Below are 12,921 nucleotides of genomic sequence, written 5' to 3' on the forward strand. Positions count from 1 at the left end.
TGTTCTTTGTCCATGGGCAAAGGATCGGGGTTGTGGGTTGAAAATCTTTCTTTAATCAATCTTTGAATTATGAAGAGCAATAAAATCTATAAAGTCGATTCTATATCGGAGTTTCACAAGGTGAGAGGCTTGCGTCCGCCGTTGCATCCTTTGATCAGTTTGGTGGATTATAGCACCATGGTGCATTTACCTGAGCATGACAAAGTGAGCTGGTTACAGTCCTATTATTCTATTTCGCTCAAAAAGGGTGTTCTGGGTAAATATAGGTATGGGCAGTCTGAATATGATTTTGATGAGGGATTAATGTCTTTCTTTGCTCCGAATCAGATATTGAACATCGAGTACGTGGAAAGTTCTTCAAAAGAAAAACAATCAGGATGGATCTTGCTGGTTCATCCTGATTTTCTGTGGGGTTCCGCTCTGGCAAAGAAAATAAAGCTGTACGGTTTTTTTGATTATTCCCTTACGGAAGCACTTTTTCTATCTGAAAGGGAGGAACAGACCATCGCCAGTCTACTGGGAACTATTCAGCAGGAATATCAGGCTAACATTGACAAGTTCAGCCAGAACATCATTATCGCTCAGATCGAACTGCTGCTTAATTATGCCGAACGCTTCTATGAGCGTCAGTTTATCACACGGAAAATAGAAAATCATGCCTTGCTTATTCGGCTGGAAGAAGTGCTGGAGAATTTTTTCAGCAGTGAAAATGAAGGATTGCCCTCAGTACAGTTTGTGGCGGATTCACTAAATGTCTCTCCCAATTATCTGAGCAATTCTCTAAAGTCTTTCACAGGACAAAGCACCCAAAACCACATCCATGAAAAGCTGATCGAGAAAGCAAAAGAGCGACTTTCCACCACAGCGTTGTCGGTCAGCGAGATTGCTTATGAACTGGGTTTTGAGCATCCCCAGTCGTTTAGTAAATTATTCAAAAGTAAAACCAATCTTTCTCCACTGGCTTTTCGGCAATCGTTTAATTAGTGGCTTAGCCCTTAGAAATAAATCGAAACAAAGGTTCTGAATTCATTGAAAATATTTAGAATATTCAACTAATCTTTGTAACGAGCTAGTTTAGCATGATAATGTGTAGTAACAAAATAATCTTAACCCATTTTTCTGATGAGCAGTACCGACAATCATATCAATTACATAGAGTTCAAAGCAAAAGACCTTGTTGAAATCAAGAAGTTTTATACACAGGTTTTTGGCTGGAATTTTACAGATTATGGACCAAATTATACTGCTTTTTCTGAGAGTGGGATAGAAGGTGGCTTTGAGAAGATAAATGAGGAGATAGTAAATGGAGCTTTGATTGTGTTATATCACCATGACTTGGAACATGCAAAAAACGAGGTAATCAAGGCAAACGGGAAGATTTCGACCGACATTTTTTCTTTCCCGGGCGGACGTAGATTCCATTTTCTTGATCCATCCGGAAATGAACTTGCGGTTTGGGCAGAGGTTTAATAGGTGGAAAGGGATAAATTCTTCCCGAATTTTATCAGTTTTGCATCCGAATAAAAGGATTGGTTCGTATGGTCTGATGCCAAATCAAATTTTCTGTAGAGCCGAAACACGCAAGATTAAACCAACATGGATAGAATAGTACATATTGAGCAGGAGATCTCCGGATTGAGAGAGGAATTAAAACATCATTCACTTTACAAAAAACTTCGAAATCTAGACGATATCCGACTTTTTATGGAGAATCATGCCTTTGCCGTCTGGGATTTTATGTCGTTGCTGAAAGCACTTCAAGTCCGACTGACCAATGTGCAGATCCCTTGGACTCCAAGCCCAAACCCTACACTGGCACGTTTTATCAATGAGATTGTCCATGGGGAGGAGAGCGATATCAATGAACTCGGTGAGCCCAAAAGCCACTACGAAATGTATCTGGATGCCATGGATCAGATCGGTGCCGATACCGATCAGATTTCGGGTTTTGTCCGGCTGATACAGCAAGGGAAATCAATTGATGAAGCATTTAGCCACATTGAAGTAGATCGAAATGTGGAAGCTTTTGTGAAGTTTTCCTTTCAGGTTATTGCCAGCCAAAAACCGCATTTGATAGCCTCTGCATTTACATTCGGTAGGGAGGATTTGATTCCGGATATGTTTATTGCTATCCTGAAGCAGGCGGATGCAGAGAATGTACAGTACAATAAACTGCGGTATTATCTGGAGCGGCACATTGAGTTGGACGGGGATGAGCACGGTCCTTTGTCACTCAAAATGATCTCCGAACTCTGCGGCGATGATGAGCAAAAGTGGGAAGAAACCCTGCAAATCGCCAAGCAGGCACTTCAGCAAAGAATCTCGCTGTGGGATTGCATTGCTGAGCAACTCGTCAAGCAGGAATTGGTTTAGGTTTTCAGAATATACTACAAATGGAATTACGAAAGAATGACTACCTCATCTCAACGGATAAGGGGAAATTGGACAGAACACTTATCCACCGTTTTTTAAGTACCGAGTCGGGATGGGCTAACGGGATAACATTTGAGACAGTAAACAAATCCATAGAAAATTGTCTAAACTTTGGTGTCTATCATGGGAAAGAGCAGATCGGTTATGCCAAGGTGATTTCTGATTTTGCAACCATAGCCTATTTGGGTGATGTTTTTATCCTCGACAAATACCGTGGGCTTGGCCTGAGCAAGTGGCTGATGGAGAGCATTACTTCACATGGAGAACTGCAAAATCTGAGACGCTGGATTCTTCTGACGAATACTGCTCCTTGGCTCTATGAAAAATATGGTTTTACCAAACTTGCCAACCCTGACTTCTATATGGAGCGGCACAACCCCAAAGTCTATGAAGTATAAAATTACCGAAATTAACCTAGCCGAATACCCTGAAGTCGTAGAACTTTGGGAAGCCTCCGTGCGGGCCACACACGATTTTCTTCAGGAAGAAGATATCGTGTTTTTCAAGCCATTGATTTTGAATGAGTATTTAAAAGCAGTCGCCCTGAACTGTGTACGGGCTGATTCCAGTGAGATTTTGGGCTTTAGCGGAGTGGCAGAAGGTAATCTGGAAATGCTCTTTGTCCATCCTGATCAGGCGGGAAAAGGAATTGGAAAAGCCTTATTGATGAATGCGATCTCTACACTGCAAGTCAGCAAAGTGGATGTCAATGAGCAAAATCCGAAAGCGCTGGAATTTTATCTCAAAAATGGGTTTAAGATCATTGGCAGATCCGAATTAGATGGTACCGGAAAACCATATCCGATTTTGCATATGAAGTTGGCCGTATAGAATGATCCCGTTATCAGTATCTAAAATTGTTTTTATCTAAGCTATTGGAAATATTTCCGACAATAAATTTATTTTCTAAATGAAAATCCACTTCCCGCTTTTTATCCTGCTTTTTTTAATTTCCTTCTTTTCAAAAGGGCAGGGCGAAAAGCAGTATTATTCCGCATTGGCATCAAAAATTGACTCTATAGTTCAGGGTAGCAACTTTAATGGTGTCGTACTTTTAACTGTGGGCAACGAGGCTGTTTTCCATAAGGCTAAAGGCTACTCAAATTTCGAAGATAGCGTACTGATGGAAAAAGACGATCAATTTGTCATCGGATCAATAAGTAAGCAGATAACTGCCGTAATGGTACTTCGGGAATATGAGAAAGGAAAGCTTAACCTGAACGATGAAATCGGGAAGTATCTGCCTTCGATCGACCAAAGCTGGTCTAAACGTGTGACGATTCATCACTTGCTGACGCACACCCATGGGATAGTGGATGTGAATCAGCCATTGGAATTTGAGCAAGGTTCCCAGTTCAACTATTCCCAGTTGGGCTACGAATTGTTGGCAAGAATTCTCGAAAACATAACCGGGAATTCATTTGAGGAGCTATCAACTCAGCTTTTTCTGGAAAGCGGTTTGTCCAACACAGTTCATCCGGAGAATAAGCAATACAAATCCCTAGTGAAAGGATATGAAGAATCAGAAAATGGGATATTGGAGTATGCGACAAACAGTTTGGTGAATCATGTGGCTGCAGGTGCATTTATCTCAAATGCAGAGGATCTGAGTAGATGGAATTACCTGCTGTATTCTGGCAGATTGGTAGGAAAAGAAAGCTTGGAATTGATGAAAACACGGTATGCGACAAGAATCCATCCCATTTTTGGACAAATAGAATATGGTTACGGTTTACTTTTTAACTTGGGAGAAGAAAATATTCAAATTGGAGCCTTGGGATATGCGCCCGGCTTTGCTTCCGCATGTTATTATTACCCTGAGACTGACTTGAGTATAATAGTATTAGAAAATGCGCCAAAACACTTGGATGATATCAAAAAGACTTTTAAAATACATACCCAATTAATGGAAGTAGTAAAGGAAGAAAGCCTACCAACCCAAAACCACGCTAAATAAAATGAATAATGCCGTTGACTTTTTTTTCGATAAGGCCACTCAGTGGCAGAAGGAATACAGGCAATTGAGAACACTGCTTTTAGACTGTGGACTGACTGAAGAATTGAAATGGGGAGTGCCCTGCTATACATTCCAGGGCAGTAATGTGGTGCTGATTCACGGCTTCAAGGAATACTGTGCACTGTTGTTTCATAAAGGTGCTTTGCTTCAGGATGCAGAGGGTATTTTGATCCAACAAACAGAGAATGTACAGTCGGCTCGACAGATCCGATTTACTGATGTGAATGAAATCGTAGAAACGAAGTCTCTATTGAAAAGCTATATTTACGAGGCTATTGAAGTAGAAAAAGCGGGGTTGAAAGTAGCATTGAAAAAGACAAAGGAATACCCTGTTCCGGAGGAATTTCAGGTGAAATTAGATGAAAATGCAGATTTGAAAGCTGCTTTTGAAGCATTGACTCCTGGCCGACAGCGTGGATATCTCCTACGTTTTTCCGCTGCTAAACAAGCCAAAACTAGAGAAGCGAGAATAGAGAAGCTGATTCCGCAGATTCTTGCCGGAAAGGGATTGAATGATTAATGATTTTACCAGTAAAGGCTTTCTTTACTGCAGCCGTTCGTGTCTCACGAATGGCATTACTAGCAGTCAAAGCAATAGCAAATCCCAAAGAATAACGGAAAGGCTAGAAACGTGAGTGATGACACTCACGTCGGCGAAAAAGTGCTTTTGAAGCACTGACACCGGGGAGGCAGCGGGGATATCTCTTGCATTTTGCTGCACCCAAGCAAGCCAAAACCCGTGAAGCGAGAGTAGAGAAATTTATCCCACAGATTCTTGACGGAAAAGGGTTGAATGATTAATTGGTTTTACCGGTACGTTTCAACTTCCCTTTTTTAATTTCAGAAAGGAGTAATTCAGCAATTTTAATCTATCCAAATAGGTACTTTTGTAAATCCCTTTCACATCCTTACTAAGAAAACTTCGCTGGATCATGGATTCTACTTCTGGATTATGGGTTGATAGCTCATTTAGAATCCTGCTTACTCTCGATGCTAATAAACCGATCTTTATTCCGAATTCAAAGAAATCATCATAGGCATGAAAACCATTGGCCTCATTACTTTTAGTGTAATAGCCATCGGCAAACAAACCGTCTTTTAGAGCTAATTCAGGATCTTTGACATGAATCCTTGTATTCACCAAATCATAGGCTGGGCTCAGTTGGTAGTCGCCTTGTGGTGTTTCTAATAAACTGAAGTTCTTCAGGTGAGCATCTCCATTTGAGAAAAGAAAATTGAATGTCACGAGCTTGAAAAATTCTTCGAGTGCAACTGGGTAGGCGGCAACATATTTTTTAATTAACACGGCTATTCCTTCATAGCTGTAGTTGTATTTAAATTCATTGCCATCAGTTTCTTTCGTTTTACCTGCAAGGGTAGCAAAGTCTTCCTTCCCCCATTTTTTTGATGTCACAGAATCAATATCAAATCGTTTGGTGATATAGGCTGGTTCTCCGTTCCTGAAAAATATCATAGCGTTCTCGGAGACCTTGAGTTTATACACTTGCTTGGCTATCTGCATGGTCAAATGTTCATTCGCCGGTACCTGATCAATTTTGTCCAAATCCCTTGGAATAGGTTTAAGTATGTAAGTCCCTTGTTCTCCCGCTGAGGTTAATCTAATTTGGCCCTTGTCCCATAGCACTGATAGCTTTTCTTGAACTCCTGATATAGATATTCTTTTCCGATTGGCTATAAGTTTTGCGAGTTCTTCATCCTCGCTTGGATTGTGGCTCTCATAAGGAAGAATATGAGATGTCTTCTTGCCATTGAAAAGTTGCCTAAGGCAGACCGGGCTATAAGTCTGGTAACCTTCGGCAAGAGTGCCTGGGCAGTTCACAAGTTCTTTAATGTAAGTTGAGTTAGTCATTGATAGGTTCGATGGTAATAGCCCCTATAGTATCAGAATTTGCAGTAAGTAGTAGAAGGGAAAAGAAGTCTTCTTCGTCAACTTGGTATTGCCTTGCCTGTAACTTAAGGTTCACACCTTCTGAGAGCATATTGAAGAAGAAGGGGAAGAGGTGGTCAGAAGAATATTCTTTTGCTGATTTTGGTAGGGTAAGGCTAACGGCCGGTTTCATTGGATCTTTAAACCAGATATCCTCATAAGTAAAGGTGTAGATTCCTTTTTTTAATTTTGTGAGTGTTCCTACCAACTCACCATTTCGGAGTACTCTTGCGCTATTCATTGCTTAAAATAATTTTTTCACAACGATAGATAATTCTAATCCCAGAACTTCTGCCAGCTTATTTAACACTTTCACGGATGGGTTTGCCTCACCACGCTCGATTTTATAAAGCGTATTGATGCTTATCTGAGCCATTTCTGCCAGGTCGGGTTGTATAAGGCCCAATAACTGTCTCCTTTCCTTAATTACACTTCCAATTTCTTCAATTGTCATTATAATGTGATTTTTTGTAAATATAAGAGATATTTAGACAGGAAGAGATGGAAATCATACTATAGTATGATTCCTAAGAAGGAAAGTCAAGTTTTCTTTATTTTTGGTTCCATATATCACAATATAATGTGGTTATGATGCCGTGATATAGAATGAATCCATTAGCGACTTTTCTCAAAGAAAGGAGAAAGTATCTTGGAATGACTCAGGAAAAGCTTGCTGAGAGAATGGGTTATTTTTCAAAACGGATAAGTCAAGGAATTGTAGCTTGTAAACTGATAGAGACCGGGTTCATGTGTAATTGGCTAATTAATCCCCAAGCATTGTCTTTTCCTGATGGAGGGGTATCGAGTAGGAAGTAGATAGCGATTATTCTTTTTGGGCGAAATATTCATAGTCCAGAATAAGCTGATCAATAAACGCAAGAGGTTTTGTCTCATAGCTGACCTGAAGCATTTTGCTTGTTTTTTCGGCCAATTTGTTGATCAATTCAAAATCATGGGATTTTAGGGCTTCCAGCCTTATATTTTTGATCTTCATGATTTGAGAATCGTTCAAATTGACTACCTGGGGATATTTTGGCTCGTGATCGGCTTTAACCTGGGTCAACAGATCCTCGCGTTTTATAGCTTCCTGTTTTAGGGAAATGACGGTCGTCCCGGCAGCTATATCGCCAAGTCTTTGGCCTTTACCTCCCATAAGTATGCTCAAGACAGCAATTCCCCCAGAGCTGATTGTGATATCCACGGGCCGGAGTAACCACCGAATCAGATAACTGCTCACTGTAGCCTTGGTTCCATCAAGCTGAACTACCCGGATCTCCATGGCGAACTTTCCTATCGACTGGCCATTCATGAATATCTCAAACAGCAGATGATACATCAGAAAAGGTAAAACAAACAAGGTAATCACGGCCACTGAATTACCTTCTACCTTCATAATTCCAAAAACGGTGATCGAAACCAAGACGACGTAGATTCCCATGACAAAGGCATCGACCAGCTGTGCCATTATTCTGGATCCCAAAGTTGCCGGACGCTGTCTGATTTGGATGTGCTGGGCAGTTTCGAAATAAATTCCTTCCATCTTCTGTGTGCTGTTCTGCTCTTGAAATAAAGTTATCAGGAAAAATACCCATCTCATGTCATATAATAAAATAATTTAATAGTTTTAGGTGTATCCTATTTTATTTAATATGTATATCTGCTTTCTGCCAGTAAAGAGCCTTAAGCATTATAGGATTTGGAAGACACTAGCGTCGAGGCCACTTGGGTCTTCTGTCATCGGTCTTCCTGCCATTGTACCAAAGAAAATGAGGCTACTGGCATGATTGCGGATAATTAAATAAATTAATGAGAGAATCACTTTTTATCAAGAAAAATCAGACGAAGTGGAGCAGTTTGGAACAGCATTTATCCAATAAAACTGAGCTTCCCCCATCTGATTTAGCAGACTTGTACTTGGAGATTTCGGATGATCTCAACTATGCCAGGACTTTCTATCCGGAAGGGAAAGCTATTGTCTACCTCAATCACTTAGCCTCCCAGTATCATCGTGAGGTCTATCGTGACAAAAAGATGGGCGTCAAAGGAGTAATAGATTTTTATGCAAAGGATTTTCCATTGATGTTTTACAAATACCTTCCCCAGCTAGCTATCTCTTTCTTTGTATTTGCCCTGTTTGTGCTGATGGGCACCTATTCTGCGCAAACCGACATTTCTTTTGTACGCTCCATTCTGGGCGACGGCTACGTCAACCAAACGCTGACCAATATCGAATCCGGCGACCCGATGGCTGTATATAAAAAAATGAACCGGATGGATATGTTTATGGGTATTACTGTCAATAACATCCGGGTAGCCATTATCGCTTTCGTAGCGGGAATTTTCCTTGGAGTCGGGACACTGCTCGTACTTATGTATAATGGGGTAATGTTGGGTTCATTCCAATATTTTTTCCATGCGAAAGGCTTACTTTGGGAGTCCGCACGTACGATCTGGATTCATGGGACAATAGAGATCTCAGTAATCGTCATTGCCGGGTGTGCGGGTTTGGTTTTGGGCAATGGAATACTTTTCCCCGGAACATTCAGCCGTCTTCATTCCTTTCGTCGCGGGATGAAAGATGGTGCAAAAATTCTAATCAGCACAATCCCATTCTTTGTGATTGCGGGCTTTTTGGAATCTTTTGTCACCCGACTTACCCAAATGCCTGATGCACTCAGTATACTGATTATCTCGGGTTCTTTGACTCTGATCTTATTTTATTATGTTTATTTACCTATCCAACTACACAAAAAATATACCCTATGCAGCAGCCCTACCTAGAATTAAGAACCAAGCGGGAATTAGGAACTATTCTTTCGGATTCGTTCACTTTTATTAGAATCAACAGCACTCTGCTTTGGAATATTCTTTTAAAGACGTCGGCTGTATTCTTTGTGCTGACAGTGCTGCTATCCGGGCTTTACCAGTATGGCAATATAGCACTCTGGGTTACTACCGATCCATTATACTTTTTTGTAGTGCTTCTCCTGATGCTTCTCGGCAGTATGCTTTTTTATGCTTCTGTATCTGCTGCGATTTATGCTTTTATGCAGAACTATATAGAGACCAAGGGAAACGTACAGGAGGAAGTTGTCATACAGAATGCCCGTGCAAAAATTGGGCATCTGGTATTACTCTCAGTAATGTGCTATTTGCTTATGATTCTTGGATTTATGTTTTTCATTATTCCCGGGATTTATTTTATAGTGCCTGTATCCATGGTCTTTCCGGTGTTTTGCTTTCTGGGAATAGGGAAAATTGACAGTATCCGTGCGGCATTCAAATTGGTATCGGGTTATTGGTGGGTTACTTTCGGGACTCTTTTGGTGTTGTTCATTGTGATAGGAATTATTTCTTTCGTATTTCAACTTCCGGGCACAGTTTATCTAGGTACTAAGACATTCTTTTCTGTGGTTGGCGGGAATGAAGAACTCTCAGGGGACTTTATCTATTTGCTTCTGGCTACTTTGGGTTCTGCTGCCAGTAATCTGATTTCTATAGTTATGGTGGTAGCCTTTGGCCTGATTTATTTTGATCTGGATGAGGAAAAAAACAGAACCGGAATTAAGGCGAAACTTGAGGATCTTGGCTAGAATAGGACTGATAGCTCTTCTGTTTTTTTTATTCCAATACCGGCCGGTGCTGGCTAAGCAGGATATTCTGCATGCCCAAGACAGCATGGGTACAAGATTGGATTCACCAAGTTTTACCTATCACAAGGCTTGGTCATTTGAGGAGGGGTATGCCGATGCCTATCTTTCTCAGGCGGAATACGATTATGAGGAAATCCGGCAGGAGAAAAACTGGCTACACCGGGTGAAATTGTGGTTTACTAATGCGTGGAACAGGTTTTTGGAAAGAATCTGGGGAGGATCAGCTCTTTCCGGTTTTTGGCAGGTGTTTTTTCAATTGGCACCTTACCTCTTGCTCTTGATGCTGATGAGCCTGCTCGTCTGGCTCGCCATGAAATACAGCTCAGGTGCTAGCCAAGATGGTAAAACCGCGCTGTCTTCTCTGAGTGCGGACGAAGCTCTGCTCAAAAGTGATAATCTAAAAGAACTTGAAGAGGAAGCACTGAGAAATCAGGACTTCCGACTTGCCTTGAGATACCGTTACCTCTCGGTATTACAGCATCTTATCCGGCGCAAACTGATCGTGTGGAAATCTTCTAAAACTAACTTTGACTACCAAAAGGAACTGGAGGAAACCCCATTTCTTGCACCTTTCACCGAAGTGACCAGAATCTATAACTTCGTTTGGTATGGGCATTTTGACTTAGATGCCACCACTTACGGGGAGCTGGAAGGAGCTTTTAGCAATCTAGACCAGCTGTCATGAGTAAAGGCCAAAAGATTCTGCTGATGCTGCTCTCCTTACTGATTTTGGGAGTGCTTTTGCTGATCCATTCCAGCCCTCCTGCTGTGGACTGGTCGCCCAGTTACGAGCAGCACGACAGTAGCCCTTTGGGGGCCAAAGTATTCTATGATCTGGTGAAAAAGGAATCAGGAGATTGGAGAGCTATTCACACACCGCCATTCGAGGCGATTGGAGAAATGCCGGAAGTAGCTACTTATGTGATTATTAATCAGTATTTCTCTACAGATCCCGACGAATGTGAGCTATTGTTGGATTGGGTGCGTAGTGGCGGTCATTTGTTTGTGTCGTCCTCAAGCATATCTACTGTGTTACTGGATAGCCTTGGACTCAGTGAGGATATTTTTCCTGAAAATTTTGAAGCGGAGCGGCTTTTTGCCTTGAGTTTGGAAGCACCTATGGACTTGTCCCATTCCATCACCTACGATCAATTTCATTTTGGAGAGTATTTCCAATGGGGAGATTCTGTGCAAGTACAAACATTGGGAAAGATCAGGGCCGAAAGTAATCTGGACACTGTAGGGGCGCAACCAAATTTTATCCAACTCAGGGAAGGAAAAGGACTAGTTACACTCCACGCTTTTCCGGAGGCTTTTTCCAATTATTTTCTCTTGGACAAAACCAATAAATCCTATACAGAACAGGTTTTGGGAACTTGGGATTTGAATTACCCCGTTCTGCTGGATCACTACATCAAAGAAGGCAAGGTTGCGCCTTCTTCACCTTTGTATTTAGTACTGGGCAATCCTTACCTGAAAGCTGCGTATTTTACCTGCTGGATTTTACTGGTTCTTTGGGTGGTATTTGAGGGGAAACGCAGGCAAAAAGCCATTAGAATCATCACACCTCCCCAAAACCAATCTCTGGAATTTGCCAAAACAATCTCCTCCATTTACCTCAACCGCAAGGATATGACAGAGCTGGGGCAGCTCCAACTTAAGCTGTTTTGGGATTATTGCAGAAGAACGTTCCACTTGCAGACAGGGGAGAGTCAGGAGGAAATTGCCGTTTCATTGGCCAACAAAAGCGGAGTTCATCCGGATCATACCCGGGCTTTGGTCAGGCAGCTGAGCGTATTGGAAGCAAAAAAGCTGCTGGGTTCTGAAGATATTTTGCAGCTATATCACTTAATTGAAGACTTTAAATTAAAACTACAGCATGGAAGAAATCTCCGACCCGCAGGATAGCGGCATGCCCTTCGGGAACCGCTTACCGGTGGAACATATAGCAGAGGGAATAGAGAAAATCCGCGGGGAAATCAAAAAAACGATCGTGGGCCAGAATGAAATGATTGAGCTCATGATCGTGGCCTTACTCAGCAAAGGGCATATCCTTCTGGAAGGTGTTCCCGGCATTGCAAAAACCCTAACTAGTAAACTGTTTGCCAAGTCAGTTGATACCGGATTCAGCCGGATTCAGTTTACTCCTGACCTGATGCCTGCGGATGTATTGGGTACTTCTATTTTTAATTCCGGAGAATTTGAATTCAGAAAAGGCCCCATCTTTTCCAATATAGTCCTGATTGATGAGATCAACCGTGCTCCTGCCAAGACCCAATCGGCGATGTTTGAGGTGATGGAGGAGCGTCAGGTGACAATGGATGGACACACTTATCCGATGGCTGCGCCATTTATGGTGTTGGCCACACAAAATCCCATTGATTCGGAGGGGACTTACCGCTTGCCAGAGGCACAAATGGACAGATTTCTGTTCAAAATCCACCTTGGATTGCCTAACCTTGAGGAGGAAATTATGATCCTCAAAAACAGGGGATCCGAAACAGAAAGTGAACCAACCGTAGTTCCTGCCATTTCGGGAGAGGAAGTTCTTCAGTTTCAGGAATGGACCTCCTCCGTAAGGGTTGAAGAAAAGTTGCTCCACTACATCGCCACTATGGTGGTCAAAACACGAAATCATCCCAGCCTGTACGCGGGTGCTTCACCTCGGGCATCTTTGGCGATTTTCCGTGCGTCTCAGGCTTTGGCAGCGATGGATGGGAGGGACTTTGTTATTCCGGAGGATATCAAAAGAGCGGCAATTCCAGCTATGCGGCACCGTATCATCCTTAATCCGGAAAAGGAAATGGAAGGTATTTCTCCTGATTTGATTCTGGAAGGAATCATTCAATCCATCGAAATCCCCCGCTGAG

The 12,921-nt window shown here is 42.0% G+C and carries 16 protein-coding genes and 1 pseudogene; 13 read left to right on the top strand and 4 right to left on the bottom strand.

Annotated elements, in window-relative coordinates; all coding sequences use genetic code 11:
* Positions 1–69 precede the first annotated feature (69 nt).
* The 8 genes and pseudogenes from J2X69_RS07895 to J2X69_RS07930 form a co-directional block, all read left to right on the top strand.
* The gene (locus J2X69_RS07895) at positions 70–984 is read left to right on the top strand and encodes a helix-turn-helix transcriptional regulator (RefSeq protein WP_310101156.1); all 915 of its coding nucleotides are present in this window, start codon (positions 70–72) and stop codon (positions 982–984) included.
* A 138-nt stretch (positions 985–1,122) separates the two neighbouring features.
* Positions 1,123–1,470: a VOC family protein gene (locus J2X69_RS07900; RefSeq protein WP_310101159.1), complete on the top strand. Its 348-nt coding sequence runs from the start codon at positions 1,123–1,125 to the stop codon at positions 1,468–1,470.
* Between the two features lie 126 nt (positions 1,471–1,596).
* Positions 1,597–2,373 (top strand): DUF3050 domain-containing protein, encoded by a 777-nt coding sequence (locus J2X69_RS07905; RefSeq protein ID WP_310101161.1) that lies wholly within the window; start codon positions 1,597–1,599, stop codon positions 2,371–2,373.
* Between the two features lie 20 nt (positions 2,374–2,393).
* Positions 2,394–2,831, top strand: coding sequence for a GNAT family N-acetyltransferase (locus J2X69_RS07910; protein ID WP_310101164.1), 438 nt, complete (start codon positions 2,394–2,396; stop codon positions 2,829–2,831).
* Complete coding sequence (locus J2X69_RS07915) at positions 2,821–3,264, top strand: GNAT family N-acetyltransferase (RefSeq protein ID WP_310101167.1); 444 nt, start codon at positions 2,821–2,823, stop codon at positions 3,262–3,264. The genes J2X69_RS07910 and J2X69_RS07915 overlap by 11 nt, the downstream gene beginning before the upstream one ends.
* A gap of 79 nt (positions 3,265–3,343) precedes the next feature.
* A complete protein-coding gene (locus J2X69_RS07920) occupies positions 3,344–4,390 on the top strand; it encodes a serine hydrolase domain-containing protein (protein ID WP_310101170.1) in 1,047 nt (348 codons plus the stop codon).
* 1 nt (position 4,391) lies between these two features.
* Positions 4,392–4,970, top strand: a complete 579-nt coding sequence (locus tag J2X69_RS07925) for a YdeI family protein (protein ID WP_310101173.1) — start codon at positions 4,392–4,394, stop codon at positions 4,968–4,970.
* Between the two features lie 149 nt (positions 4,971–5,119).
* Positions 5,120–5,251: pseudogene (locus tag J2X69_RS07930) on the top strand (YdeI/OmpD-associated family protein); the annotation flags it as partial.
* Positions 5,252–5,270: 19 nt separating this feature from the next.
* On the opposite strand, the gene J2X69_RS07935 reads toward J2X69_RS07930, so the two are convergent.
* The 4 genes from J2X69_RS07935 to J2X69_RS07950 form a co-directional block, all read right to left on the bottom strand.
* Positions 5,271–6,320 carry a HipA domain-containing protein gene (locus J2X69_RS07935; RefSeq protein ID WP_310101175.1) on the bottom strand — a complete coding sequence of 350 codons (1,050 nt, stop codon included), beginning with the start codon at positions 6,318–6,320 and terminating at the stop codon, positions 5,271–5,273.
* A complete protein-coding gene (locus J2X69_RS07940; RefSeq protein ID WP_310101178.1) occupies positions 6,313–6,639 on the bottom strand; it encodes a HipA N-terminal domain-containing protein in 327 nt (108 codons plus the stop codon). The genes J2X69_RS07935 and J2X69_RS07940 overlap by 8 nt, the downstream gene beginning before the upstream one ends.
* 3 nt (positions 6,640–6,642) lie before the next feature.
* Positions 6,643–6,852: a helix-turn-helix domain-containing protein gene (locus J2X69_RS07945; protein WP_310101180.1), complete on the bottom strand. Its 210-nt coding sequence runs from the start codon at positions 6,850–6,852 to the stop codon at positions 6,643–6,645.
* Positions 6,853–7,221: 369 nt separating this feature from the next.
* Positions 7,222–7,995 carry an RDD family protein gene (locus J2X69_RS07950; RefSeq protein ID WP_310101183.1) on the bottom strand — a complete coding sequence of 258 codons (774 nt, stop codon included), beginning with the start codon at positions 7,993–7,995 and terminating at the stop codon, positions 7,222–7,224.
* A 209-nt stretch (positions 7,996–8,204) separates the two neighbouring features.
* Between J2X69_RS07950 and J2X69_RS07955 the strand changes: the two genes are divergently transcribed.
* Genes J2X69_RS07955 through J2X69_RS07975 form a run of 5 tightly spaced genes read left to right on the top strand, consistent with a single transcriptional unit; the run spans position 8,205 to position 12,920 of the window.
* Positions 8,205–9,179, top strand: coding sequence for a stage II sporulation protein M (locus tag J2X69_RS07955; RefSeq protein WP_310101186.1), 975 nt, complete (start codon positions 8,205–8,207; stop codon positions 9,177–9,179).
* A complete protein-coding gene (locus tag J2X69_RS07960; protein WP_310101188.1) occupies positions 9,161–9,991 on the top strand; it encodes a hypothetical protein in 831 nt (276 codons plus the stop codon). Before J2X69_RS07955 ends, J2X69_RS07960 begins: the two co-directional genes overlap by 19 nt.
* Complete coding sequence (locus tag J2X69_RS07965; protein ID WP_310101191.1) at positions 9,984–10,736, top strand: DUF4129 domain-containing protein; 753 nt, start codon at positions 9,984–9,986, stop codon at positions 10,734–10,736. Before J2X69_RS07960 ends, J2X69_RS07965 begins: the two co-directional genes overlap by 8 nt.
* Positions 10,733–11,959, top strand: coding sequence for a DUF4350 domain-containing protein (locus J2X69_RS07970; RefSeq protein WP_310101194.1), 1,227 nt, complete (start codon positions 10,733–10,735; stop codon positions 11,957–11,959). The genes J2X69_RS07965 and J2X69_RS07970 overlap by 4 nt, the downstream gene beginning before the upstream one ends.
* A complete protein-coding gene (locus tag J2X69_RS07975; protein ID WP_310101197.1) occupies positions 11,931–12,920 on the top strand; it encodes a MoxR family ATPase in 990 nt (329 codons plus the stop codon). Before J2X69_RS07970 ends, J2X69_RS07975 begins: the two co-directional genes overlap by 29 nt.
* Position 12,921: the final 1 nt, after the last annotated feature.

This window comes from Algoriphagus sp. 4150 (assembly GCF_031457395.1).
Taxonomy (GTDB): Bacteria; Bacteroidota; Bacteroidia; order Cytophagales; family Cyclobacteriaceae; genus Algoriphagus.

What these genes read in the sequence shown, in the direction of transcription:
- J2X69_RS07895 (WP_310101156.1), top strand. Translation starts at nt 70, where the DNA reads ATGAAGAGCAATAAAATCTATAAAGTCGATTCTATATCGGAGTTTCAC.
- J2X69_RS07900 (WP_310101159.1), top strand. Translation starts at nt 1,123, where the DNA reads ATGAGCAGTACCGACAATCATATCAATTACATAGAGTTCAAAGCAAAA.
- J2X69_RS07905 (WP_310101161.1), top strand. Translation starts at nt 1,597, where the DNA reads ATGGATAGAATAGTACATATTGAGCAGGAGATCTCCGGATTGAGAGAG.
- J2X69_RS07910 (WP_310101164.1), top strand. Translation starts at nt 2,394, where the DNA reads ATGGAATTACGAAAGAATGACTACCTCATCTCAACGGATAAGGGGAAA.
- J2X69_RS07915 (WP_310101167.1), top strand. Translation starts at nt 2,821, where the DNA reads ATGAAGTATAAAATTACCGAAATTAACCTAGCCGAATACCCTGAAGTC.
- J2X69_RS07920 (WP_310101170.1), top strand. Translation starts at nt 3,344, where the DNA reads ATGAAAATCCACTTCCCGCTTTTTATCCTGCTTTTTTTAATTTCCTTC.
- J2X69_RS07925 (WP_310101173.1), top strand. Translation starts at nt 4,392, where the DNA reads ATGAATAATGCCGTTGACTTTTTTTTCGATAAGGCCACTCAGTGGCAG.
- J2X69_RS07935 (WP_310101175.1), bottom strand. Translation starts at nt 6,320, where the DNA reads ATGACTAACTCAACTTACATTAAAGAACTTGTGAACTGCCCAGGCACT.
- J2X69_RS07940 (WP_310101178.1), bottom strand. Translation starts at nt 6,639, where the DNA reads ATGAATAGCGCAAGAGTACTCCGAAATGGTGAGTTGGTAGGAACACTC.
- J2X69_RS07945 (WP_310101180.1), bottom strand. Translation starts at nt 6,852, where the DNA reads ATGACAATTGAAGAAATTGGAAGTGTAATTAAGGAAAGGAGACAGTTA.
- J2X69_RS07950 (WP_310101183.1), bottom strand. Translation starts at nt 7,995, where the DNA reads ATGAGATGGGTATTTTTCCTGATAACTTTATTTCAAGAGCAGAACAGC.
- J2X69_RS07955 (WP_310101186.1), top strand. Translation starts at nt 8,205, where the DNA reads ATGAGAGAATCACTTTTTATCAAGAAAAATCAGACGAAGTGGAGCAGT.
- J2X69_RS07960 (WP_310101188.1), top strand. Translation starts at nt 9,161, where the DNA reads ATGCAGCAGCCCTACCTAGAATTAAGAACCAAGCGGGAATTAGGAACT.
- J2X69_RS07970 (WP_310101194.1), top strand. Translation starts at nt 10,733, where the DNA reads ATGAGTAAAGGCCAAAAGATTCTGCTGATGCTGCTCTCCTTACTGATT.
- J2X69_RS07975 (WP_310101197.1), top strand. Translation starts at nt 11,931, where the DNA reads ATGGAAGAAATCTCCGACCCGCAGGATAGCGGCATGCCCTTCGGGAAC.